Genomic DNA, 23,976 nt, shown 5'->3' with positions numbered 1-23,976 from the left:
AATTGTAGTATTCATATGGGTTATTATAGGCTCGGAAGCTTACGTTAAAGTGAAGAGGAAGCTTACGTTATTGTAAGCTTCCTCTCAATACACTGTTTTCATGAAAGTAATTCGGAATTCCGCTCCCTTGCCAGGCTCGCTTGATACCGAGATCGTTCCACCCAAGCCTTCAATAATCGACTTGGTCAGAGACAGGCCTACCCCGGTACTGTGAGGTTTAGCATTACTTCTGCCCAGGTAAAATCGCGTGAATACATGGGGGATCTGTTCCGGCCCGATCCCTTCCCCTTCATCCCGGATGATAATTGAGTGAAACAAGCCCTCGTCCTCCATTGTAATGTACACATTGCCTGATACGGGAGAGTGCTCCAGTGCATTTTTAGTCAGATTAATAATCGCCTCGGTTAACCATTCCTCATCTGCATGCAGCAACATGCCTTCGCCGCCTTGAACGATGATAGTCTGTTTCTTCTGCTCCGCCAAGGACTGCAAGGTCTGTACAGTGGAATCAATGATGTCTTTGGGTCTAACGTTTTGCAGTTGAAAAACGATAGCTCCCGCTTCCACTCTTGCCAGCTTCAACAAGCTGATAATCAGCCATTCCATGCGTTCAATCTGCTGCCTGCTTCGTTCAAGAAAATTGCTTCGGACATCTTCTTTCATATGTGGGTCATGCAGCATATTTTCATTGAACACGAGCAGAGATGCGAGCGGTGTTTTGAGTTGATGTGATATATCGGTAAGCAGATGGCTTAAAAATGTTTTCTCCTGCTTCAGCTGATCTACACTATGACTTAGTCTGCCTGCCATCATGTTAAAGCTATGGCCAAGGGCACTGAAGTCTCCCTCAGCATTCTCAGGCAATGAAGTATCGAATTGACCTTCCACCACCTGTTCCGCTGCATGTGTAACGCGGCGAATTCTGGAAAACAACTTGCGGTACTCCCAATATAAGAGCAACAACACCGGGATACCGCACAGGAAAAAGATCAACGCTGTATTCACGGGTAATGCTGTCCCTGACAGGGCAGATTGATCCTGAATATTCATTTGCTCTGTATACCCGTATCGAGACAATATCTGTTTACCTAGCGTAAGATCCTGTTGGTCTGTACCTTGAGTGATCGTATGAATGAGCTGATCTTCGAGCTGCGGCTGCTTACTTAACACTTGTCCAACAAAGGCCGCATGCTGGTTCACAACCGTTTCATTAACGCTTTGTATCTGAAGGTTCATCACAACGTAAATGATTGCAGTCAAACCTAATTGAACAAGGATGAACTTGGTGAACACAGATTTCCACTCCGGATTACGGATGACTTCAACCATCAGCGGTATGCTCCTGTCGTTTCAGCGTTCCATTTGTACCCAACCCCACGAATTGTAACAATGTACTGAGGCGCGGCTGGCGTTTCCTCCACTTTTTCCCTTAACCTGCGTATATGTACGGACAGTGTATTATCATCAATGAATTCACCAGAGACATCCCATAACCTCTCAAGGATCGATGTTCTGCTACATATTTGTTTGGGATGGGACATTAACATAAGAAGCAGCCGAAGCTCCAGTGTTGTCAGAGGAACTTCCTTTTTGTTTTTGAAAACAATACCTTCCAGCACTCGAACTTCAAACTCTTCGGATTTCCAAATGTTCGAATGCTGTTCAGGACGGGAATGACGCCGTAAAACAGCCTTGATTCTGGAAAGCAGCTCCTTGGTACGAATCGGCTTGGTCATATAATCGTCAGCACCCAGATCTAGTCCCGCGACCACATTCATCTCTTCATCCAGCGCGGTGAGAAAAATGATCGGCACCTGAGAGTCCACACGAATTTCCTTGCATAATTCATATCCCGTTCCGTCAGGCAAATTAATATCGAGCAAAATGAGTTCTATTTCGGTCTGCGCAAGAGCATCGCGAGCTTCCTTCAAGGTTCCCGCATGAGTGACCTCATAACCTTCATTGGTTAACGTATATTCTATTCCAAACACAAAATTCTCATCATCTTCAACAAGCAAAACGTGATTCATTACTGCACCCCTATTCTAGCGTTACCTCATAAACCCAAGTGTATGTGCCTCATCATTCTACTAAATGTAACATTTGAAATACAAGCGGGGGCTCGTTTGCCGTTTGTTGTATGAAATATTTTGTGCTGGCGGGAAAAGCAAAAAAGACAACCGATATATGTATCGGTTGCCTGTGACGAAAAATGATGAAACGGTCAAGCCGTGCCAAAAGTGCAGGATTCCTTTTGTATTCTCTCCCGAGAATTATTTTAATTCATCAGCTTCTCCGGATTCTTTACCTTAATGGAAACGACCTCACCACAGTCCTGACAGATCGTATATACACGTTCAGAACCAAGCGACATCTTTTTATCCAAAGGCCGCAAATGAATAAAGTCCGTTGCCTCCACAAAAGATGTACCTCCGCAATCGTTACAAATCTTAGATGATGTTGTCATATCAAATATTCCCCTTTCTACTTATGTAATTTCAATCCATCATTTCAATGCATACTTACCATTTCTTACATACACTAATTACCATTGGGCTTGAAGGTTGAAACGGCGTTTGATCCCAGTTCGCATATTGTCTCTCTACGGTAAACCCTTGCTTTTCCAGCAACTGTTGCAGTGTCTGCACATCTGTAAATCGGCAAGCAATGCGTGACGTCGTTTGACGATGTCCCCAGTCCCGAATGGTTACCCAGTGCATGATCTGGTTCGCAGCATCATACGTCTGGGTGCCAGATACCTTGACGGTCACACCATCAACATCAACAAATGTGCCCCAGCTCTCTTCCTCTTCATCGGATAAATCATTACCGTCTGGATTTCGCATTTCAAATGCAAATATACCGCCGGGCTCCAAATGTTTATACGCCGTTTGCAGCAATGCGTGCTGATCCTCATCGCTCAGAAAAGCCTGAAATGCATTTCCCGTTAGATAGATCATGGAATACCGCTGATCCGTCTCAAACGTACGAGCATCTGCTTCGATAAAAGCAACCGGTAGATCCTTCGCTTTGACCCTTGCATACGCGAGCATAGGCTCTACGATATCTACACCGCTAATTTGAATTCCTCTTTCGGCTAAATAGAGAGCGGCTAGTCCTGTACCACAAGCCAATTCCAGCACATGCCCTGGATGTTTCCTCGCCAGTTCGAGAAAAAATTCGTATTTGTCCGTCTCACCGCCAAATTCCAGATCATAGTTCATTGGATCAAGGTACTCTTCCTGATTGTTGTGATCAATCAATATGTCTCACCCTTTTCCATCAAAAATGTATTTACAACAGGAATTATAACACACTATAATGGTTTACATTGAGTAAAGGTTAACAAAGTGTTAACCATAAAATGTGTAAATGATGGAGAAGGAGAAATTTAAACGTATGAGTTCGATGACACAATCCACCCGCTTTCCGATGTTTATTCTGATGTTAAATCTATTTATTGCTTTGTTAGGACAAGGGATGTTGATTCCGATTTTACCCGAGTATCTCAAGCTGTTCCATGCAGGAGGCACCGTTGCTGGTTTTCTGGTCGCGGCCTTTGGCGCAGCCCAATTTCTGTTTTCGCCGCTCGGAGGACAATGGGCTGACCGCTTTGGACGTAAAAAGCTGATTATGGCAGGCATGTTTCTTGTTGTCGTGTCAGACCTTATCTTTGCGGTGTCCACCTCTTTGCCTCTGCTCTATATCGCTCGTTTCATCGGGGGAATCAGTCTAGGTCTGATGGTTCCAGCCAATCTGGCTTACGTTGCTGATATTACAACTCTGGAGACCCGTGCCAAGGGAATGGGTTATTTCGGTGCATCGATGAACCTGGGTATGGTTCTTGGGCCAGGTCTGGGCGGTTTTATTGCCGAGATGGGTGTGCGTATGCCGTATTTCGTCGCTTCCGGTTTGGGTTTGGTTGCGGCACTACTTACCCTTCTTTTGCCCGAGACTCTTCCGCCTGAAAAAAGAACAATTTCAAAGTCGAAGAAAAAAGGATTCGCCATGGGCGAGCAGATCTGGAGTTCGTTCAAGGTTCCTTATTTCGGATACTTGTTGATTATTCTGGTGATGACCTTTGGTTTGATGAGTTATGAGACGGTCTTCTCGCTGTTTGCTGAATATAAATACGGTTTTAATGCTTCAACCATCTCGATTATCATTACCATGGGAGCGATTATAGGCATCGTGATCCAAATCTGGCTACTGGACTTTTTTGTGAAACGGTTGGGCGAAATCAAACTCATCCGTCTGTCCTTAATCATGACCCCGATTGCCCTTTTGCTCATGTTAATTAAAGTTAATTTGGCATTTCTATTATTTGCGTCAGCACTGTACTTTGCTTTTAATGCATTTCTGCGCCCAACTGTCAGCTCGCTAATTTCGCAAAACGCTGGAGATCGGCAAGGTTATGCCTCTGGTCTGAATACGACCTATTCCAGTCTGGGAACCGTCTTCGGCCCTCTCGTTGCCGGTCTGCTGTTTGACAAAAACGTGAACTTCCCGTATATTTTTGGTGCCTTTATGTTACTGGCGGCGTTATCACTTACGATGAGCGCGCAACGTTCAAAGAGAGGAAACCGATATGCAAGCGAATGAGAATTGGCATCAGCAGTTAAAAAATCAGAATCGGGATGAACTGATCGAAGCGGGTAAGCAGCTTTTTCTAAAACACGGTCTGCTTCAAGTGAAAATCAAAGACATCTGCGCCGAGGCGAATCTTAGCCGGGTGACCTTTTATAAACATTTTCAATCGATCGATGAACTGTTGCTCACTATTCAGATGCAATTGGTTGAAACGATGACGGATCATGTGAGACTAGCTGCAAAGCAGAGTGGTAGTGGCCGTGAACAACTAGCTACAATGCTGAACGCATGGGTTTCTTTTGCTAAGATGAATCCTGACCATATTCGTTTTATTCAACTATTCGATATCAATTATGAGGTGGTTCATTTTCAGCAAGAACTGAAAGATACTTATGAACGGTTTATCCAAAACGGTAAAGAGAACCACTTCCTGCTTGAAGCGTTGGTTTCAGGAGTTGCCGACGGCAGCATCCGCAATGCTACCCCTCCGCTTAAGTTGGCGCAGTTCATATTTACAGTGATGATGGGAATGCTGCAGAAGATGTTTACACATCGATCTCATGAACTGCATCAACTGGATGATCAGATGACGAAGCAATTGGTTGATATGCTGCTACATTATGTAGGCAATGAGGACAAAGGATAGATGGATTTCGTTGAGCAAAATTAGACAGAATGAGCAATGATGCCTGAACTAGAGTTTGCAAAATAAAAGAAGCCTTTCTTCTCATGTTTACTTTTTGTACTCATGAGGAAGGAAAGGCTTTTTTATTTGTGTTTTGTGTTATGAATTTGTGATTACATCAAGCTTCAGACTTTAGAACTGTGACACGTTCAAAAGATGTTCAAAGGTTTGGATATTGGTTGCAAATTCAGGTACATTGCGTGCTTCTTCTGCGGCTTCGACCAGTTGAACGACCATATTATTATACGGTGTTGCAATCCCCGTACCTTTTGCCTTGCTCGAAACTACGCCGTTAATATATTGAATCTCCGTTTTACGTTGTTTTTCCAGATCCTGCAACATGCTTGCTTTAAGCAGTCTCGAAGGCTCCATCACATGGCGAAGTGTTTGAATGCGTACAGGGATATCCTTTTCGCTCTGCAGCTCCAGTGAAGCCATATCAAATCCGTTCATGGTGACAAAAGAAACACCATTTGCATGTCCGACCTTGATCGTTTCGTCAATGATATGAACAGCACTACGAATGCCTGCCTCATGATCCAGAATATCTGCGTACGTCCCGTTCAGTGCAGCGGACAAGCCGCTAAAAGCATTGTTGATCAGCAGTTTTGACCATTTGGTTCCTACCAGATTATCCGAAATATGTGTACCGCCAACAAGATCCAGCACTTCTTTTACACGCTGAATTCGCTCGGTCGTATCTCCCTTTAATTCTCCGATCTGGAATGCGTACTGTTTGAATTGTGGATACGCCGTGGTCAGACTGGATACGCCAGGTTCCATGAATGTAGCGCCAAACTCAACCGAACCCGCGATGACCCGTTTCGCTCCAACAATGGATGCTACGCTATCTTCAGGAATCCCGTTCTGGAGAGAGCATACGACGCTATCCTCATGCAGATATGGAAGCAATTCTTTAAGCACCGACTCATTGAACAGCTGTTTCGTTAACAACAGCACAAGATCATATTGCCCTGACTTTTGTTCAGGGGTGATGGCTTTAACTTTGGCCTGAAACTCGGTTGTTCCGGTTACTTTCGCTCCTGTCTGATTAAGTGCATCGACATGTTCCTGATATGCATCAATCAACTCCACATCCATCCCGCCATCTGCCAAATAAGCACCAACGATGGTTCCTAGTGAACCTGCACCTACAATTGCAATTCTCATATGTGTTGCCTCCTTATTTTTCTTCCAGATAGTTATATACAGGTTGTGCTGCATTCAAAGTTAAGTTCGTCAGGATGTGGGAAGCGGACACCACTTCAAGCACTGGTAAATCTGCCAGAGGCGCAAGTGCGTGCTCGAACAGCTGTAGCCGAGCCGGGCCTGTCCAGGCTTCCTTTACCTCGATATCAGTAATTTGCGTACGGATCAGATCACAGATGCGAAGATTACCTGTATAATCCGTGGCGATTTTGATCATAAAGTTGGGACGGCAGATTTCTTTTTTGGCAAGCTCTTTGTCCATCTCCACATGTTTGAACCCCATCGTTGCTGTGGCTACGCGCAGTGATCCATAGTCCAGCGTGCCCACGAGTGTATCAGAGTCCGTATACAGCTTGGGAGCGCCGAGTTTTTTCGGATAAGCAGTTAACTCTCTTATGCTTGCGATTGCAGGAAAGTTGTCCACATACATTGAATGCACATAATCGCCCTCTTCGCCATTGAACTGAACCGGGATCACTTGTCCTGCCTCGGTATATGCACCTAGTCCAGAAACGTCCGGCATCCACATCACTTCAAATTTCACCAGCGGTTCGGTAATTTGCAATGGCTCGGGAACGGCTGCGCGTAAAGCTTGCTCATCCGTCCGATATATGATGTTCAGATATTCACGGTTGACGAATTTATAAGGTGGCATTGGGTATGCCGGGGCTGTTAAAGGTGTATTCAGATTTTTGGCAATATTGTGCACATCGATTTTCATAAACAGACACCTGCCTTTACATCAAGTTATTAGTTGATAGTTTTACTTGTTTATTGGCTTATAAAAAAAGTCTACATTATTTTTCAAATTTAATATAATACATAATAAGTACTATATATATTTATTGAAATAAATAAGGAGTGCAAACCAATGGAGCTTCTCCAGCTGAAATATTTTCAAACCGTCGCCTATACGGAACATATCTCCAAAGCCGCTGCTCAGTTAAATATCGCTCAGCCTTCGTTAAGTCTTACGATCAAACGGCTGGAGGACGAAATGGGTACCCCCCTCTTTCACCGAAAAGGAAGAAATATTGAATTGAATGCGGCGGGAAAAATTTTGCTGAAGCATGTCAATCGGATTTTTGTTGAACTTGAAAATGCGCGGCTGGCAATCAAGGAAAAAGAGGATGAGCTTTCTTCGCTGATCCGTATTGCGATCTCGAATTCGAGGTTTCTTTCGGGGCTGATCAGTGAATATATCGAAGTGTGTCCAAGCGCTCAGCTCCATCAAGGGATTGCAAGTCGAAGTGACATTGTGACACAGCTGAAAAAAGGAGAGATTGATCTGGGCATCACGGGTCACCCCATTCTGGATGAGGAGATTGAAAGCGTCGTGCTGGTTGATGAGCATATTGTGCTTGTCCTGCCTTCCACCCACCCATATAGCGATCAGCAAAAAATCTCATTACATGCCGTTGCCAACGAACCTTTTCTGTCGCTCGCCAATAATGATGAATACCGCCGATTTACCACGATGTTATGTGAGAAAGCGGGGTTTGTTCCGCATCTGGCTTTTGAGGTTGATTCACATACGTTGGTCGAGATCATCCAATTGGATCGGGGTGTGGCTTTGCTGCCGATCTCCGTCTGCCGTAATCTTGGACTGCACTACGTTTCCATAACTGATGATGCCGCAGTCTATCCCATCAGCCTGTCATGGGTCAAACATCGAAACTTGTCACCGTTCTTAGAGCAGTTTCGTGACTTTATTACCTCGTATTATGTATCCAATGCTTCGATGTTTAAGGTGTAGAGCGCTTGGGGTTTGGCTCAAAAAAGAACAAAAAAAGTCGCTATTATAGCGACTTTCGTGGATATATATACACTTTTCACTATGACATTATCGCTCAATATCGTTCCTTCTACTTCTAGTATAACGGTTTTATAAAAGATATAATAGACTGTTTTTTCACCAGTGCCTCCACTATACTGCTAAATACAAATCCAATAAAGTTGAGGTGTGTCCGTATGGATGACAAGAAAATGGTTTTAGATCCAGGTCCTTTTTTTCATGGTACAAAAGCAGAATTAAACATTGGCGATTTGTTAGAGCCACAATTTTTATCCAATTATCAAGACAAAAAGTCGAATCACATCTACTTCACTGGAACATTAAATGCTGCCAAATGGGGGGCTGAACTAGCCAGATCGAGTGCAAAGGAAAGAATCTACATTGTCGAGCCCTTAGGCGATTTCGAAAATGACCCCAACGTAACGGATAAAAGGTTCCCTGGAAACCCGACTCGCTCCTACCGATCCAAATCACCTTTAAAAATAGTAGCCGAATTAGCTTCATGGGAAAGACACTCCGACGAAGAAATTGATCATATGGTGGCCTCTTTGAAAAAGCTGAGTGAAGAAGGTAAAAATGTAATATATGATTAATCACACTAATTAATGATTGACATTCACTTTTACAACGGCATTCACTCGATTAAGAACGATCAATGCGATGATTGCGATCGCAATTCCGCCAGCACCAATCCAGGTTATCGATGAGAGAGTGAATGTTTCAATCGCGATTCCACCCATACCAGCTCCGGCTGCCATAGCAAGCTGCATCATGGATTGATTAAGACTTAGCATCACTCCTGAAGCTTCCGGTTCAATGGTCGTTAAATGATATTGTTGCGTTGGACCGGAGGACCAGGCGGAAAAGGACCACAACAAAAGTACGATTATTACGCCCACTAATGTATGGGTTACAACGGACAACAGGATCAGCATGATAATATGCAGTGTAAATCCACCGAATAATGTTCGATTAACTCCCCACCGATCCGCACTGAGGCCGCCAAGTTTGGAACCAATCATGCTTGCTATACCAAATACAAGCAAAGCTCCGCTGAGAAATTGTTCATTTAATGCTGATACTTGCAGTAAATAAGGTGAAAGATAAGTATAAGCGATAGAGTAACCACCCAGCCAAAAGAAAGTGATCGCCAAGCCTAACGCGACCTTAGGTTTTTTCAATAGACTTAGCTGCTGCTTGAGCGGCACAGGCACGTCCCCTTCAATACGTGGAATTACGAGATAAAGAATGATTATAGCCAAAATTCCTAAAATCGCAATTCCTCCAAAAATCGATTTCCAACCCAGAGTATCGGCTGTGACTCTCCCGAGCGGAACACCAATGATTAATGACGCTGTGAAACCCATGACCACTGTAGCAATAGCACTTGCTTGTTTACCTGAGGGTGCAATTTTAGCGGCAATGTTCAAAGCAGTGACCACGACAACTCCTGCTCCAATCGCCATCAGGATACGAGCAACGACAAAGAGTCCATATCCTGGCAGGACAAATGCAAGGATATTGGAAGCAACAAATATGCCCATACTGATAACGATTAACTTTCTTCTGTCCATACTCGCGGTGAGCGCCATTAAAATAGGTGTACACAGAGCGTAGAGCAAAGAAAAAATGGTGATTAGCTGACCTGCTGCAGCCAGTGAGACATCCAAAGAGGCGGCTACCTTATCTAAAATACCCGATAAAGCATACTCGGAAGTCCCGACCAAAAAACTAACGATTGCCAAAATGTAAACTTTCGAACTTGACGACCTCAATTGAACACCACTCCTTGATAAATTAATAAAATGTTATATCTGAAATTGTAGATATACATAATCACAGAATGACATATTAAGAATTGTCGATATAATGGGCTGAAAAAAAACTGAATTCTTGGTAAGAACTCAGCTGCAACTTACATATCACTCATCATATAACGAGTAAATTCAGCTATCGCTTCCTCGTCTCTCTGATAATACGTAAATTTGCCTATCCGTTTTGTTGTGATCAGCCCTGCCCGCTGCAATATCGTAAGATACTGGGAAGCCGTTGACTGTGTCATGTTAAGCTTGTCGGTTATTTGACTTACACACACCCCTATTTCGTTCATATCCACTCCTTCATGGGGTTTGAAATGCTCGTAAGGTTCTTTGAGCCATTGTAAGATCTGAAACCTGGATTCATTCGAGACAGCTTTTAAAATGTCAATTGGATTCATAATCATTATTATATCGATCTTTTGCGATATGTCAATTTAAAATGGTTTATTGATTTTTTTTCTTAGACTTCAAGACTTATCTGGATACTGACTTGATCATCAGAATACAGATTCCTCCAAAGATAGACAGAACAAATGACAGCATAAAGATGGACGAGAATCCGATCTGTGAGATCAAAAAAGCTGCGATTACTGGCGCAATGGCCTGTGTCAACGTATTACCTAGATTATAGATACCCAGAAATAAACCAACACGGTTTTTGTCAGGAATAACGTTGAGGTTCAACAAATTGTCCAGGGAGTTCCATATTCCCATTCCTAAGCCAGCTAAAAAGGCATAGATAATTATTCCTGTATCATTTTGCAAAAAGTACAAACTCAGTGCACCAACACCCAAAGATATGGTAGACAGCCCGACAGGATACTTTAATACATTAAACTTGTCCGATAGCGGTCCTGCAATAAATCCCATCAGTATTCCGAAAATCAACATAATAATATTGATCAACTGTATGGACTGCTGTGTGGATGTGTTATCCTTCTGAAGAAAGTCTGTCATGATAAAGAGAAGATACCCTGTAATGGCAAAGTTTCCGATCCCTTGGGATAACTTACCGATGAGAGCCAAGTAATAGTCTCGGCCAACAGACCATTTTGGAAAAACGGCCATCGCCTCTTTCAGGGACAGTTTCTGGCGAGTCGATGAATCCTCTCTGTCCGTTGTTTCATGCAGATTGGATGGCTCACGGGCAATTAATGCTGCAATAAGTGTACCCACAAATGTGATGATACCAAAAATGATAAAGCCCAATCTGAATTGACCCAAAAAGAAAGCGGCCAGAATGGTGAATCCGTTATTGCCCAGAGCCATACCCAGGCCACCGTAGGCTGATGACGCAGAGCCTTTTCCACCTTCTGGAGCCAGATCAATCCAGGCAACCATCGGTGCTACAATGAAGTTTAATGCCACTTGGCCAATCATCCAGCTAAGGAGTAACATCGGCACGTTCGGACTCATGGAGGCAAAGATCATGGCTAACATAAATACAAACGATCCAGCAACGAGCCAAGGGGTTCTCTTTCCAAAACGCGATCTTGTACGATCTGACAAATAACCGGCTGCCATGTTGGATACAGCGGCTACAATCATGCCGAGCGCTGAGAAAAGGGCTAAAATATTAATTTTATTCGCCGCATCCAGATGCTGGATCAGAGCCGGCAAAAATAAACTAGACATCGCAATGTATGGTCCCAGCCAAGTGGCTGGTCCAATGATTAAACCTGGAATCAAACGTTTTAGCGGGATTGTTCGGGTATTCATGTCCTACTTCCTCTCTAGATGCTATTCATTTTTAACGCAATAATATTTAAAATCTGCAAATGAATCATGCTGGTGGGCATCCACAGAGCCAATAAAATTAAATAATCCTGTAAAGCCACCAATTTCACCTGGCTCACCATTAACGCCTTCATCCGACAAATACGATACATCGATTGCCTTCAGCAGTACTTGCCACTCCATCTGCTCTTCAAAACGATATGAAATGTCTGCAAAACCTTCATTGTAAACCAGTTTAAGATCTGCCTGTTGTTCAGGCACAGGCACCTGATGATGGACATACTCCATACGCTCCCCAAGTTTAGCCTGAAGTACCGTGAGGATCATTCTCTCAGCCCTTTCGGAATATGTCAGATGCACGTATAACCAGTTATTTGAATCATAATAAAGTCCCATGCCAGCCGTTTCGGAATAGTGATCTGCATGAAACTGCACATGCGTCTTCAACTCATACTTGAAAGATGTAGCTCGTGTCGCCATTATGGATGGATTGACTTGTGAAAACAAGGAATTTTGTCCGTGTATCCGCAAATAACCTGGACGTTCCGTTGTATTCACCCATTCCTCTTGCTGCCCACGATAAGGTGTCATAAAATGTAGTCTTGGCTTTTGCTGATCAAAGTCGTCGAACACATCATGAGACACCGAGCCTGCACCCAATAAACCTGCCATGCCTTCGGTTTCCATTTTCGCCACATTGGAGCCGTCTTTCATCTGCAGCCATCCATCCTCTGTCCACTGCATCTTCTGAATGGAAGTCTCTCGCCCTAGCGGATTGAGAAGTTTATCCCCCAATGGGCGCGACATTAAATGTGCGATATACCACTCGCCGGTATGCGTTTCCACTAATGATCCGTGACCTGCTTTTTGCATGATAGAGTTCGGATTATACATCTCAAAATGTCCTGCATCCGGATCACCGAGTGAAAATAAATGCTGCGGTGAAGAAGTAATGATTGGCTCTCCAGATGGATGCGGCTCGTAAGGACCAAAGACATGTTTCGAGCGTCCAATCTCGACACCATGCGCATAACCTGTTCCACCAGCTGCCAAAAGCAAGTAATAGTATCCATTGCGTTTGTATAGTTGTGGTGCTTCTGCACACCCTCGTGTCGTGAAACCTTTCGTTACCCGGTGCCATGCACCGATGATTTTTCCAGTATCCATATCCAACTCGGCAATGACAATATGCCCCGGAGCCTGGTACCCCGTGCGAGTCTCCCATTCCAGAATGGCAACATAATGTTTACCGTCATCATCGTGATATAGAGCAGGATCAAATCCAATGGAAGTGAGATAAACCGGTTCTGACCAAGGACCTCTAATATCTTCTGCCCACATGATATAAGAGTCAGCGTTAAATTCTCGCCCAGCCATATTGACCATATGGGAAAAGGTTAACCAATATTTTTGACTGGCAGCATCGTAAGACATATGCGGAGCCCAGATACCAGCCGGTGTATTGGTTCCGCGCAGATTGATCTCACCTTTGTTCAAAGCTGATCCGATTTGCTCCCAATTCGCCAGATCACGGGACTGAAACAGTTGAATTCCAGGATTCCAATGAAAAGTAGAGGTTGCGATATAATACATTTCATCCACACGAATAATGGATGGATCAGGAGCCATGCCCGGTATGACTGGATTGATAATACGGTTCATATTCATTCTCCTTTCAGATGTAAAATTGTGATTATTCTTAGTAAGCTTGCTCTAACTGGAGCGATTACAAAGAAGCGCTTTCTTTTTCCTGGCATGTGAGTTTACCCATTTCTCTGCTTGAAGTCTCAAAATATATGTTCATTGATCACGATCACGGCTTTGGCTATAATAACAGAGGCATTCGTTCAATAAAGAGCAATCCCTGTCAGGAAAGCGGTTTCTCATCACTTGATACATAGTATAAGCTCAATAAATCGATCAATTCGATGGTGTCAGTACAGATTAATTTACCCTTATCAAAGGTGGATTCAATTAAATGGAAATGAATAATCAGGATTATATGGTGGGTGACAGAACAGACCTTCTTCCACGGATTGATTGGAATATACGTTTTTTCGGTGCTCACAAACAGACGGTTCGTTCCGGATGGGCTACGACAAAAGAATTTCACCATGCTTTTGAAATTTTAATTGTGCTGGATGGAGTGCAGGAAACAAAACTGGAGAGCGAGTCTTATGAGGTACATTGTGAGGATATTCTTCTCATCCCTCCTGGCTTTGAACACACAAACACGAACTTTTCAGCTTCGTCAATGACCTATTTCTGTGCACATTTCGATGTAGATGAGCCTGCGTTGCGTATGAAAATCATGAAGAATTGTGACTGGGTGTATACCCCTTCCAATCCGTCTTATAGCCGGCTAAGAGCTTGTATTCAGCAATGGATTGATCTTTTTGACGATCCGGATATGACGGTATCCAAAGCTAAATTGAGAGCACAAATCGTTCTGTTTGAATTGTTGGGGATCTTAATCGACTTACAACCTGTGAACACAGAAACGCATGCGAATCAGTCGATGACCACGGCCAAACATGCCCGTGAAATTGCTGAGGCCATCAAAAGTCATTTCAGACAACAAGTGCGCGAAAAAAACGGTGACGCAGACGAGGATGATACGGTTCATATTCAACCGATCATCGCATCGTTAGGAATCAGTCCTAACTATGGATTGGAGATATTTCAAAAAATCTACCATATGTCTCCGCGAAAGTATCTGTCCGATCTGAAGCTGCAAGAAGCCAAGATGCTGCTGCAACAGCCTGAGATATCCTTGACTGAGATAGCCCTGCGTTTGGGGTACAAAAATCTGTCCCATTTCAGCAGGCAGTTTAAAAAATGGACGCAGCTCAGCCCCACGGAATTCCGTAAATTAAAATCCAAAGCGTAATAAACTTGCTTTCTTAAATTGGTGTATCTATGATTACGGCTTCATACTCAGATAACAAAAAAGGAGCGGCCTGTATAGGCCCTCCTTCTTCTGCGTTGCATGACGATATACTAATCAATTCGTATCTATTCGTTTAGTAGGTTAAGGAGTATAAATTCCAAATTTCGAACGTTTAAAGAATCTCTCCATTAGACTCAATCACTTGTTTGTACCAGTAGAATGAATCTTTACGGGTTCTATCCAGGGAACCATGACCTGCGTTGTCTTGATCAACATAGATAAAACCATAACGTTTACCCATCTCGGACGTGGAACAGCTGATGATATCAATCGGTCCCCAGCTGGTGAATCCCATCAGTTCTACACCGTCAGCTACGGCCTCTTTCATCTGCTCGATGTGGCTTCGCAGGTAATCAATACGATAAGGATCATGTACAGATCCGTCCTCTTCGAGCGTGTCCGTAGCGCCGAGTCCGTTCTCTACGATAAAGAGCGGCATACGATAGCGATCATACAACCGGTTCAGCGCGATGCGAAGACCGATTGGATCGATTGGCCATCCCCACTCGGTGGCTTTCAGATGCGGGTTTTTGATCTGACTTACCAGCATACCGGAGTTGCTGTTGTCGTTCGGATCGTATTTTCCGATATACGTCATGTAATAACTGAAAGCAATAAAGTCCACCGTATTGTCGCGGATAATCGCATCATCCTCAGGCTCTTTCACCAGTTCAATGCCTTGTTCTTCAAAGTATCTCTGCATGTAGGACGGGTACTCTCCACGCGCCTGTACTTCCGGATAGAACAGGTTCATCTGATCCTCTTTCATGGTTTGCAGCACATCTTCCGGCTTGCTGGATGCAGCGTAGGTTTCCAATCGGCAGATCATGCAGCCAATTTGGGCATTTGGCATTTTCTCTTTACCACTTTTTACGGCCAGCGCACTTGCTACAAACTGATGGTGGGTTGCTTGATAGGCTACCTGTTCCGCTGTGCCTTTGATTTTATCTTCCAAAATACCGCCGCCTGTATACAAGCTGGTCAGCATCATATTCATCTCATTGAATGTGATCCAGTATTTCACTTTATCTTTGTAACGGTCAAACAATGTGTTGGCAAATTTCAAGTAGAGATCAATCATCTCGCGGCTTTCCCAGCCGTTGTATTTGCGGGTTAACTCAATCGGCATCTCGTAATGAGAGATCGTTACAAGCGGCTCAATGCCGTATTTCAACAATTCGTCGAACACTTTATCATAGAAAGCAAGTCCTGCTTCGTTAGGAACGGCTTCTTCTCCTGTCGGGAAGATTCGTGGCCAAGCGATGGAAAGGCGGAATACTTTGAAGCCCATCTCTGCAAACAAGGCGATATCTTCTTTGTATCGGTGGTAGAAATCCACGCCGTTGCGTTTCGGGAAATACACATCGGTGTTGCCGCTCAAATATTGTTCCAGTTCAACGGAGTTTACGTCAAAGGTAAAATCTTTACCATTTCGCTCTTCATGGGGAACATAAGGTGCCATGTCAGATGTGGAAAGTCCTTTGCCGTCAGCGTCAAATGCGCCCTCCAGCTGATTGGCAGCGGTAGCTCCGCCCCATAGGAATCCTTTAGGGAATGTGTGTTTTGTTGTTTGTGTCATGATGGTTTCTCTCCTTTTTTGTGTAAATATAACGTTAAATTTTAAAACTCGGTTAAAATAGAAAGCCTTCATTCGTTTTGTAATAAGCTTTTAACGAACGGTGAGCAGCAGCAATTCATTCATTGGAATCACCCCCTTCACCTGAACCGGTACTACATCAAGATAATCTGGCGTGTTAGCTACAATGACAGGAGTTATTAGATTAATACCGGCAGCTTGAATGCTCTCGATATCAAACTCCAGCAGTAAATCTCCCTTGTTCACTCGTTGTCCGATAACAACCTTCTCTTCAAAATACTTTCCTTTCAGGGACACCGTGTTAAGTCCAACATGAATGAGAATGTCGATTCCGCTGAAGGAAGTCAGCATGATGGCATGTTTGCTTTTCGCGATCATTGTGACCGTTCCGTCAAAAGGTGCCGTTACACGGCCTTCTTGTGGATGAATTGCAATTCCTTTTCCCGTCATTTCCTCTGCAAACGTAGGATCAGGCAATTCTTTGAGTAAAACCAGTTCACCAGTAAGCGGGCTGAATATTTCACCTTTCTTTTCCTCAATCGAACGAACGGTTACAGACGGTGTAGATACTTGATTAGACCGATTTGTTGACTCTGTTGGTTTTGCTTCTGTTAACTCGGTTTCACTTCCTCCCCCGGAGGAACTTACCCCAGCAGTTTGCTGCGTAGTTGGTTCATCCCACTTGAGCAACAAGGTCACTGTGAAGGAAACAACGAAGCTGATGCCCACACCGATGAGCGCGTACCAGAAGTTTGCCATGCCACCATCTGGCCCAATGTATAAAGGGAGTGACAACAGACCTGGCACTGCAAAACCGAAACATTTCAGCCCTACCGCTGTAATAAATCCACCGCCGGCTGCTCCACCGATGATCGAAGCATAGAACGGCTTTTTCAGCTTCAACGTCACACCATAGATTGCAGGTTCTGTGATGCCCAGAAAAGCAGATATGCCGCTGGATAAAGCAATAGATCTCATCGATTTGTTTTTGGTCTTGAGGAATACCGCCATTACGGCACCAGCTTGACTCATATTGGCTACAAGGTTAAGCGGCAGTAACAGCACGTCGTAACCGAGCTTGCTCAAGTTCTGTAATGTACCCGGGAAAAACGCATAATGCATACCTGTCATAACAATCACTGGCATAAGTCCGCCCAGCACAATTCCTGTTAATGGGCCCGAGTGAGCAAAGAGCCAGGATGTACCGATTTCCAGATAAATACCGATGTAATTACCCAGTGGTCCAATGGCGATTAATAGAATCGGAACCGTAATCACCAACACAATCATTGAGGTAAAAATGACTTTAACCGGACCAGGAATGAAGCGATCCACCCAGCGGTGTACATAACTGAGGAGCCACACTCCTAGAATAATAGGAATGACAGACTGGGTGTAATTAACGATCGACACCGGCAGAGATAGAAAACGAATCGGCTCCAGATGATTTTCCAAGTAAGCATTCAAAATAGTTGGATATAACAATGTGCCTGCAAGGGTCAAGGCGATATATTCATTGACTTTAAACTTCCGTGCAGACGATACAGCGAGCAGGAAAGGCAAGAAATAAAAGGCCGCATTGGCTATGGACGCCAAAATCTGATACTCACCGCTAGTCTCTTGTATGGCTCCGAGGGTAACAAGTAATGCGAGAATCCCCTTCAACATCCCGGTGCCTACAATGGCTGGAAGAATCGGAGTAAAAATTCCCGAGATCGTATCCAGTACGGCATTAAGACCTCTTGAACGCGGCGGTTCTGCTTCTGTCTCCGTTGCACCAGCTTGTTTCAACTGCTCCTCCAGCTCTTCATAGACGGCTGCAACCTTGTTGCCAATCACAACCTGGAACTGATCGTTTTGGAACTGTGCTCCAAGAACACCATCCAGTGCGCGAATCTGTTCAAGCTGCACTTTCTTTTCTTCACGCACATTAAATCGCAATCGAGTGATACAATGCCAGGCTTGCGTAATATTTTCCTGCCCTCCTGATAATCGGATGATCTCTTTGGACAACTCCCGGTGATTCATGCTGCTTCCTCCTTTTTTGGCGAAAAAAAAACCAAATGTAAACCCGCCCCGCTACTGTAGCGGAATCGGAAAACATTTGGTGGTGCCTGATCGTATCAGTAACACTCCATATTCAATAAATTTGGTGACGGCATACCTTCCAACAGCTGTAATGAGGTCAACCGGTGTCGGTACGGGATGTTACTCTTTCGATGTGAATCATGAGGTATACCATCTCATCGGGAGTAATTACAAATCCGCGTTGCTGTTCCATCGTCTCCTTGATTTTGAGTGCGCATTGGAAGCTGCCTGGATATCGTTCCGACAATACATCATATAAAAACTGCTGATCCTTGAATGAGAGCACTTCCCGGTTCATTTGCCGAACGATGAAGTATCTCAGATGAGTGATAAACCTGGAAAAGTCAGCAGACTCCTGATTCAGTGCCCTTCCAAAATGATCGGTCATGATCCCAAGAATGTCATTGATCATCTGTGTAATCTTGATCGTCTGGTTCATGGTGCCCGAATCAAATTGCGAATTCACAAAATGAAGGGCAATGGAGCTGGCTTCACCCGCAGGCAATGCGACCAGAAAAGCTTCATTGATCTTGCGTACCGCCAATTCACCAGCACGGTATTCTGCAGGATACAGATGGCGAATATCCCAGTGTAGCGGATTTTGCATGTCCACACCTTTTTTGAAACGATCCAGAGCAAAATGGATATGATCCGCAAGCGTTAATAGGATAGAATCATTCAGCTTTTTCCCGATCATCTCCCTGCCTTCTTCAATGATTTGATCGGTGATATCGATGACTTGCAGAGGGATATCGCTGAGAAATTGTTCAACTCGCTGATATTTATCATTCGAGCCGATCCGGAACGTTTTCTGAATCTGGCTTTGCTCGATAGGCTGTCCCTTTACTTTTTTGAAGCCTACCCCCGTTCCGATGACAATGACTTCACAACCTTCAGCATCCTCTGCCAGGGCGATATTGTTGTTTAACGATTTCTTGAACCTCATGATGTTTTCACCCCCATATATGCAAAAAGCACCACCATGGGCCGGTACACAAGAAAATAAACTTGTGATATCCAGACTGTGGTGGTGCCTGATCGAATCAGTGACACTCCTTATTTAGCTGTATTCTATACCAGCCATGTAATCGTTGTCAATACCATAACGCTGGAATGGGTATATGCTTCATTTAAGTTGGCTTATGCACTGCTCTTATATAGGTTGATACCAAATTGCATATTCTATTCTTCTGAAGTGTTGTTTTCTAGGGCATTATCATAATAATACCGAATCAGAATGTCCTGATCATAGTTGCCAAACCCCTTACCAAATAGAGTTAGTCCCCCTCGGCCTGCTGCGCTCTCTTCGGGTTTTAACCCTAATGTCCAATAGGTAGCTGCTCGAAGATCCAAGTCCCGGATCGTGACATCCGAAATCGGTTGACCATCCATAAACGTACCTTCCTCGTTAATGCGGAGTACTTTTAATACACCATACTGGTTGACATCCAGTTTCCACCATAACGGAGTATGCTTGCCCTTTCGATCTCCGAAGTCGCCAGGACTTGTCCAACTACCCAGGTCATTCCCATTCAGAGTAAAACGAATATCGGATGGCCAGTTTTCATTGACTTTCGGTGCTTCCGAACTCAGTTCAAGTGAAATTTCAATCTCGCGAAGATGCTGATCATTGTGAAGATAATTGGGAATCTTATATTCGAGAAAACCTCGTGCCATCCACAGAATTGCCGCGTTAACCCGATCAGGGTCCATAAAACAAGCGGGTGTGTCGTATTGCCCGATCATCTGAGTTGTCGTCGCGAGCCCGCAGGTCGGCCATGCTTCGTAATCCGTATAATGCCCAACGGGTATAGAGACTTCATAATACGATGCATCAATAGGCACTGAAGGTGATAAATTAATTGTCATGAACTCTTTTACGATAAAACAATATTTGTAGGTTCCCCCGTTCTCTCGTTTCATTCGGCTACCTACAATGCCTGCCTTCTGCAGTTTGCTAACATGTGTGCTGACAATGGCTTTGCTCAGATAAAGTTCCTGGGCGAGCGCATTGATATGCATTTCCCTATTCTCTAGCAACAAACGTACAATATTTAAACGAGGTTCACTTGCTAGCGCCTCGTAGACAAGCAATGAAGATGCATCTGTTCCAAGTATCATCGACTTCACTTCCTTTTGCATATTCAGCTTGTACATTTGGCATCTCATTTCTCACATTTTAGAATTCGCTATTTAGCGAACTGTGTAAAATGAACTTGCTCTGTATATCCGCATTATGATACATATTAGATAACAAATCAATGTATTGATTTTGCTTTTAGGCGAATTCAATATAGATTAGTGACACCATATGACATTACTAACGATGATATGTATTACAAAATCAATCACATGCACTATAAAATTAATCTTATGGAGGTTTTCACTATGCTTAAATCCAAAATGCTGATCGATAAAGACTTTCAGATTGCTGAAGTAGACCCGCGTGTTTACGGTTCATTTATAGAACATCTGGGACGCGCCGTGTATGGCGGTATTTATGATCCAGGTCATCCAACCGCAGATGCACAAGGCTTCCGTCAGGATGCTATTGAAGCGATTAAAGCGCTTAACGTACCTATCGTTCGTTATCCGGGCGGCAATTTCGTATCCGGTTACAACTGGGAAGATGGCGTGGGTCCAGTAGCTGACCGTAAACGTAGACTTGAGCTGGCTTGGTGGACGATTGAAACCAATGCTGTGGGCACGAACGAATTTGCAGATTGGGCCAAGCTGGCAGGTACGGAAGTAATGATGGCTGTTAACTTGGGAACCCGCGGTATCGATGCAGCCCGAAATCTGGTTGAATATTGCAACCACCCTTCCGGCACATACTGGAGTGACCTGCGTATCTCTCACGGATATAAAGATCCACATAAATTCAAAACATGGTGCCTCGGTAATGAAATGGACGGTCCTTGGCAGATTGGTGCGATGACCGCATATGAATATGGCCGTATTGCCAATGAAACAGCCAAAGCGATGAAATGGGTTGATCCAGAGATCGAACTCGTTGCATGTGGTAGCTCTAGCCGTGACATGAAGACATTTGCGGATTGGGAAGCAACCGTGCTTGATCTTACCTATGAAAATGTAGATTACTTGTCTCTGCATCAGTATTACAATAACAATAAAGACAACACGTATGATTTCCTTGCAACCTCACTGGATCTGGATCAATTTATTGATAGTGTGGCTTCGATCTGTGATTTTGTACAAGCGAAGAAACGTAGCAAAAAGAAATTGATGCTCTCCTTGGATGAATGGAATGTATGGAAATCGATTGGTACAAGCCGTATGGAAGAACGCTGGCAGATTGCTCCTCCAGAGTTCGAAGATGTGTACACGCATGAAGATGCGCTGGCAGTGGGCTGTTACCTGATCACCATTCTCAAACATGCTGACCGTGTAAAAATGGCTTGTCTTGCGCAGTTGATTAACACGATCGCACCAATCATGACGGAAAATAACGGCGCAATCTGGTTACAGACGACGTACTTCCCGTTCCTGCACGCTTCCAACTTCGGACGCGGAACAGTATTGCGTTCCATCACATCTTCACCTAAGTATGATTCCAAAGACTTCACGGATGTACCTTATCTCGAATCCATCAGTGTACATGACGAAGAAAATGGCACCATTACAATCTTTGCAGTGAACAGACATCTCGATGAGGCAATGGAACTGAATGTAGACCTCCGCTCCTTCGGGGAAACAACATTTGTTGAACACATTGTCCTGGAAAACAATGACCTGAAAGCAAGCAATACCAAAGAAAATCCACGTAACGTGTTGCCTCACAACGGCGGACATACAACCGTGGACCAAGGTAAAGTACAAGCTGTGCTGAACAAAGCATCCTGGAACGTGATCCGTTTGAAAACAAAACAAGCTTAATCGCGCAAGATCAAAAGCCCAGAGCATACCTGCTTCTGGGCTTTAACCTTAGCATTAGTATTGGCTTTTTCCTTTGCTGACGGACGTATGGTAATGGGATATTGAGGCGCTTGAATGGCCCCAAGTATGTAACTTATATTCTAACGATCTCAGGCGAGCTTATTTGACTCTTTTGAGCTCATTTTTTACTGTAACGATCACAGGAGACGCTATTTCGGACAATTCGGGTGTTTTTAAGGCCAAATCACGTTTTTTCAACAAAATAAGGTCTTTCAGGATCGTTAGAATTTTCAAAGCTCAATATCTACTCAAATAAGCTTCCTGGTGATCGTTAGCGCTTTTGGCTCGAAAAAAACTCCCCTTCACATGAAGTACGGAGAGCAACTTGCTACGAGTTAAAGAAATCTATCCTACATGTTATCGTACATTCGAGTTTTAAAGATAATCTAACAGGCTTTGAGGATCATTTCTTCATCCTAAAGAAATCGAACTTGATTACATAATCAAACAGAGATGTTATTGCAATCGCTCCAAGCGGTAACAATAAGTATACCCAGCGGGGATTATTGGGAGCTTCACCTAGTGGGGAATCAGTCAAAAAAATATATATAATAATGCAATAGATTATAGCTACTACAATACCTGTTACGTTTTTCATTGCTGTTTCCACCTCTTGATCATAGAAATTGATTACGTATTGTATTTCACCTTAAAATATCATAACACATATTTGGAATAATTTATCACTAATACTTAATAATTTTCCATCTACCCGAAAAGTATGAATTCACTGAAGCTAGTCCCCCCTATTGAATCTTTATCATATCCCAAACAACTTAAAAGCTAAAAAAAGCCGCTATAATAGCGACTTAGGAGCGCTTACTTATCTTCTCTTCTTCTTACACATCAACATGTTCTCGACACTACACCTGTGCAATCTTGTTACCCCCGTTGGGTTTCCGCTTCAGCTTCAGCCTCGTCCTGCGATGCTTGACTTGCTGGTGACATCAACCCTTGCACAGCTCCCATAAACGGCTGGATTTGTTTGATCATGCCGTAGCCCATTTTCACAACAGGCACAAAACGCTGAATCATGCCGAACAAACGCATGCCGCCTCCAAGCATGCCTCCAAATGATCCTGCCCCGCCCAGTCCACCTAATAAAGAGCCCATCATCGGCATAAAGGATGATACGTGAGCTTGGCGCGAAGATCTACGTGAAGTTACCCGGGATCGCACGGAGGACTTGCGGGAACGATGAACCTTTTTCCGGCTCGAAGAAGATACGCACTTGTTTGACTTGGTGGGTTTGGTTTTCATTTGACGATCACGACTCCGTGCCGTCCCCGTTGCTGTGGTTGTTGAAGTTTGTGTTAATTTCCCGCCCCCGGTAAGTTCTACACCCTCGTTGCTCACGCCAGAGATGTACCCGATGTACGTCTCACCATTATGAAGAGTCACGCAGACCGGACGATCCTTGAATCGTTTTGCCTTAACGTGTATTTCATTGGTCTTAGCCATGGAATTCACCTCACTTGACTTGATCTGCTTTAGTCTACGCGATGGGTGGACGACTTGCCTGTGCGAATAACACATGCCTGTGCCGAA

Annotated in this window: 21 protein-coding genes; 6 read left to right on the top strand and 15 right to left on the bottom strand. The window is 44.0% G+C overall.

The window, feature by feature from the left end; genetic code table 11:
• Nucleotides 1-84 precede the first annotated feature (84 nt).
• The 4 genes from ABIE27_RS14100 to ABIE27_RS14085 all read right to left on the bottom strand — a co-directional run bounded on the left by ABIE27_RS14100 (nt 85) and on the right by ABIE27_RS14085 (nt 3,263).
• Nucleotides 85-1,329 (bottom strand): HAMP domain-containing sensor histidine kinase, encoded by a 1,245-nt coding sequence (locus tag ABIE27_RS14100; RefSeq protein ID WP_123066571.1) that lies wholly within the window; start codon nt 1,327-1,329, stop codon nt 85-87.
• Nucleotides 1,329-2,030: a response regulator transcription factor gene (locus ABIE27_RS14095; RefSeq protein ID WP_123066570.1), complete on the bottom strand. Its 702-nt coding sequence runs from the start codon at nt 2,028-2,030 to the stop codon at nt 1,329-1,331. The genes ABIE27_RS14100 and ABIE27_RS14095 overlap by 1 nt, the downstream gene beginning before the upstream one ends.
• Nucleotides 2,031-2,278: 248 nt before the next feature.
• Nucleotides 2,279-2,467: a hypothetical protein gene (locus tag ABIE27_RS14090; protein ID WP_123066569.1), complete on the bottom strand. Its 189-nt coding sequence runs from the start codon at nt 2,465-2,467 to the stop codon at nt 2,279-2,281.
• A 55-nt stretch (nt 2,468-2,522) separates the two neighbouring features.
• Entirely contained in the window at nt 2,523-3,263 is a 741-nt protein-coding gene (locus ABIE27_RS14085; RefSeq protein WP_429350745.1) for a class I SAM-dependent methyltransferase, read from the bottom strand.
• Nucleotides 3,264-3,399: 136 nt separating this feature from the next.
• Here ABIE27_RS14085 and ABIE27_RS14080 point away from each other — a divergent pair, with 136 nt between their 5' ends.
• A complete protein-coding gene (locus ABIE27_RS14080; RefSeq protein WP_429350744.1) occupies nt 3,400-4,602 on the top strand; it encodes an MFS transporter in 1,203 nt (400 codons plus the stop codon).
• Nucleotides 4,589-5,236 (top strand): TetR/AcrR family transcriptional regulator, encoded by a 648-nt coding sequence (locus ABIE27_RS14075; RefSeq protein ID WP_123066567.1) that lies wholly within the window; start codon nt 4,589-4,591, stop codon nt 5,234-5,236. The genes ABIE27_RS14080 and ABIE27_RS14075 overlap by 14 nt, the downstream gene beginning before the upstream one ends.
• Nucleotides 5,237-5,407: 171 nt before the next feature.
• Here the strand turns inward: ABIE27_RS14075 and ABIE27_RS14070 are convergent, their stop codons facing one another.
• Nucleotides 5,408-6,445, bottom strand: coding sequence for a ketopantoate reductase family protein (locus ABIE27_RS14070; RefSeq protein WP_429350743.1), 1,038 nt, complete (start codon nt 6,443-6,445; stop codon nt 5,408-5,410).
• A 13-nt stretch (nt 6,446-6,458) separates the two neighbouring features.
• Nucleotides 6,459-7,205, bottom strand: coding sequence for an acetoacetate decarboxylase (locus tag ABIE27_RS14065; RefSeq protein WP_429350742.1), 747 nt, complete (start codon nt 7,203-7,205; stop codon nt 6,459-6,461).
• A gap of 150 nt (nt 7,206-7,355) precedes the next feature.
• Between ABIE27_RS14065 and ABIE27_RS14060 the strand changes: the two genes are divergently transcribed.
• Both ABIE27_RS14060 and arr read left to right on the top strand, forming a co-directional pair.
• Nucleotides 7,356-8,240, top strand: coding sequence for a LysR family transcriptional regulator (locus tag ABIE27_RS14060; RefSeq protein WP_123066564.1), 885 nt, complete (start codon nt 7,356-7,358; stop codon nt 8,238-8,240).
• 215 nt (nt 8,241-8,455) lie between these two features.
• Complete coding sequence (arr, locus tag ABIE27_RS14055) at nt 8,456-8,872, top strand: NAD(+)--rifampin ADP-ribosyltransferase (RefSeq protein WP_123066563.1); 417 nt, start codon at nt 8,456-8,458, stop codon at nt 8,870-8,872.
• Between the two features lie 9 nt (nt 8,873-8,881).
• Here the strand turns inward: arr and ABIE27_RS14050 are convergent, their stop codons facing one another.
• The 4 genes from ABIE27_RS14050 to ABIE27_RS14035 all read right to left on the bottom strand — a co-directional run bounded on the left by ABIE27_RS14050 (nt 8,882) and on the right by ABIE27_RS14035 (nt 13,498).
• The gene (locus ABIE27_RS14050; RefSeq protein ID WP_240037163.1) at nt 8,882-10,054 is read right to left on the bottom strand and encodes an MFS transporter; all 1,173 of its coding nucleotides are present in this window, start codon (nt 10,052-10,054) and stop codon (nt 8,882-8,884) included.
• A gap of 140 nt (nt 10,055-10,194) precedes the next feature.
• Nucleotides 10,195-10,497, bottom strand: coding sequence for an ArsR/SmtB family transcription factor (locus ABIE27_RS14045; protein WP_123066653.1), 303 nt, complete (start codon nt 10,495-10,497; stop codon nt 10,195-10,197).
• 76 nt (nt 10,498-10,573) lie between these two features.
• Nucleotides 10,574-11,818: an MFS transporter gene (locus ABIE27_RS14040; RefSeq protein ID WP_123066561.1), complete on the bottom strand. Its 1,245-nt coding sequence runs from the start codon at nt 11,816-11,818 to the stop codon at nt 10,574-10,576.
• A gap of 21 nt (nt 11,819-11,839) precedes the next feature.
• The gene (locus ABIE27_RS14035) at nt 11,840-13,498 is read right to left on the bottom strand and encodes a family 43 glycosylhydrolase (protein WP_429350741.1); all 1,659 of its coding nucleotides are present in this window, start codon (nt 13,496-13,498) and stop codon (nt 11,840-11,842) included.
• Between the two features lie 316 nt (nt 13,499-13,814).
• On the opposite strand from ABIE27_RS14035, the gene ABIE27_RS14030 reads away from it, so the two are divergent.
• On the top strand, nt 13,815-14,726 hold the full coding sequence (locus ABIE27_RS14030) for an AraC family transcriptional regulator (RefSeq protein ID WP_123066559.1): 912 nt from the start codon (nt 13,815-13,817) through the stop codon (nt 14,724-14,726).
• A 172-nt stretch (nt 14,727-14,898) separates the two neighbouring features.
• On the opposite strand, the gene ABIE27_RS14025 is transcribed toward ABIE27_RS14030, so the two are convergent.
• The 4 genes from ABIE27_RS14025 to ABIE27_RS14010 all read right to left on the bottom strand — a co-directional run bounded on the left by ABIE27_RS14025 (nt 14,899) and on the right by ABIE27_RS14010 (nt 20,592).
• Nucleotides 14,899-16,365 carry a glycoside hydrolase family 1 protein gene (locus ABIE27_RS14025; protein WP_123066558.1) on the bottom strand — a complete coding sequence of 489 codons (1,467 nt, stop codon included), beginning with the start codon at nt 16,363-16,365 and terminating at the stop codon, nt 14,899-14,901.
• 90 nt (nt 16,366-16,455) lie between these two features.
• On the bottom strand, nt 16,456-18,411 hold the full coding sequence (locus ABIE27_RS14020) for a beta-glucoside-specific PTS transporter subunit IIABC (RefSeq protein ID WP_123066557.1): 1,956 nt from the start codon (nt 18,409-18,411) through the stop codon (nt 16,456-16,458).
• A 157-nt stretch (nt 18,412-18,568) separates the two neighbouring features.
• The gene (gene licT, locus ABIE27_RS14015; RefSeq protein WP_123066556.1) at nt 18,569-19,417 is read right to left on the bottom strand and encodes a BglG family transcription antiterminator LicT; all 849 of its coding nucleotides are present in this window, start codon (nt 19,415-19,417) and stop codon (nt 18,569-18,571) included.
• Nucleotides 19,418-19,653: 236 nt separating this feature from the next.
• On the bottom strand, nt 19,654-20,592 hold the full coding sequence (locus tag ABIE27_RS14010; protein ID WP_429350828.1) for an ArsR/SmtB family transcription factor: 939 nt from the start codon (nt 20,590-20,592) through the stop codon (nt 19,654-19,656).
• Nucleotides 20,593-20,859: 267 nt separating this feature from the next.
• Here ABIE27_RS14010 and ABIE27_RS14005 point away from each other — a divergent pair, with 267 nt between their 5' ends.
• Entirely contained in the window at nt 20,860-22,368 is a 1,509-nt protein-coding gene (locus tag ABIE27_RS14005; protein ID WP_123066555.1) for an alpha-N-arabinofuranosidase, read from the top strand.
• 942 nt (nt 22,369-23,310) lie between these two features.
• Here ABIE27_RS14005 and ABIE27_RS14000 read toward each other — a convergent pair.
• The gene (locus ABIE27_RS14000; protein WP_429350740.1) at nt 23,311-23,889 is read right to left on the bottom strand and encodes a hypothetical protein; all 579 of its coding nucleotides are present in this window, start codon (nt 23,887-23,889) and stop codon (nt 23,311-23,313) included.
• Nucleotides 23,890-23,976 lie beyond the last annotated feature (87 nt).

Origin of the sequence: Paenibacillus sp. 4624, assembly GCF_050435065.1 — a bacterium.
In the GTDB taxonomy this organism is placed as follows: domain Bacteria; phylum Bacillota; class Bacilli; order Paenibacillales; family Paenibacillaceae; genus Paenibacillus; species Paenibacillus amylolyticus_D.
This window is presented reverse-complemented; position numbering and strand designations above follow the sequence as displayed.

Excerpts from the sequence above, each read along its gene's own strand:
- licT (WP_123066556.1), bottom strand. The coding sequence starts at position 19,417 with ATGAGGTTCAAGAAATCGTTAAACAACAATATCGCCCTGGCAGAGGAT.
- ABIE27_RS14065 (WP_429350742.1), bottom strand. The coding sequence starts at position 7,205 with ATGAAAATCGATGTGCACAATATTGCCAAAAATCTGAATACACCTTTA.
- ABIE27_RS14080 (WP_429350744.1), top strand. The coding sequence starts at position 3,400 with ATGAGTTCGATGACACAATCCACCCGCTTTCCGATGTTTATTCTGATG.
- ABIE27_RS14005 (WP_123066555.1), top strand. The coding sequence starts at position 20,860 with ATGCTTAAATCCAAAATGCTGATCGATAAAGACTTTCAGATTGCTGAA.
- ABIE27_RS14010 (WP_429350828.1), bottom strand. The coding sequence starts at position 20,592 with ATGATACTTGGAACAGATGCATCTTCATTGCTTGTCTACGAGGCGCTA.
- ABIE27_RS14075 (WP_123066567.1), top strand. The coding sequence starts at position 4,589 with ATGCAAGCGAATGAGAATTGGCATCAGCAGTTAAAAAATCAGAATCGG.
- ABIE27_RS14040 (WP_123066561.1), bottom strand. The coding sequence starts at position 11,818 with ATGAATACCCGAACAATCCCGCTAAAACGTTTGATTCCAGGTTTAATC.
- ABIE27_RS14090 (WP_123066569.1), bottom strand. The coding sequence starts at position 2,467 with ATGACAACATCATCTAAGATTTGTAACGATTGCGGAGGTACATCTTTT.
- arr (WP_123066563.1), top strand. The coding sequence starts at position 8,456 with ATGGATGACAAGAAAATGGTTTTAGATCCAGGTCCTTTTTTTCATGGT.
- ABIE27_RS14035 (WP_429350741.1), bottom strand. The coding sequence starts at position 13,498 with ATGAACCGTATTATCAATCCAGTCATACCGGGCATGGCTCCTGATCCA.
- ABIE27_RS14100 (WP_123066571.1), bottom strand. The coding sequence starts at position 1,329 with ATGGTTGAAGTCATCCGTAATCCGGAGTGGAAATCTGTGTTCACCAAG.
- ABIE27_RS14045 (WP_123066653.1), bottom strand. The coding sequence starts at position 10,497 with ATGAATCCAATTGACATTTTAAAAGCTGTCTCGAATGAATCCAGGTTT.
- ABIE27_RS14095 (WP_123066570.1), bottom strand. The coding sequence starts at position 2,030 with ATGAATCACGTTTTGCTTGTTGAAGATGATGAGAATTTTGTGTTTGGA.
- ABIE27_RS14060 (WP_123066564.1), top strand. The coding sequence starts at position 7,356 with ATGGAGCTTCTCCAGCTGAAATATTTTCAAACCGTCGCCTATACGGAA.
- ABIE27_RS14000 (WP_429350740.1), bottom strand. The coding sequence starts at position 23,889 with ATGGCTAAGACCAATGAAATACACGTTAAGGCAAAACGATTCAAGGAT.
- ABIE27_RS14070 (WP_429350743.1), bottom strand. The coding sequence starts at position 6,445 with ATGAGAATTGCAATTGTAGGTGCAGGTTCACTAGGAACCATCGTTGGT.
- ABIE27_RS14020 (WP_123066557.1), bottom strand. The coding sequence starts at position 18,411 with ATGAATCACCGGGAGTTGTCCAAAGAGATCATCCGATTATCAGGAGGG.
- ABIE27_RS14030 (WP_123066559.1), top strand. The coding sequence starts at position 13,815 with ATGGAAATGAATAATCAGGATTATATGGTGGGTGACAGAACAGACCTT.
- ABIE27_RS14025 (WP_123066558.1), bottom strand. The coding sequence starts at position 16,365 with ATGACACAAACAACAAAACACACATTCCCTAAAGGATTCCTATGGGGC.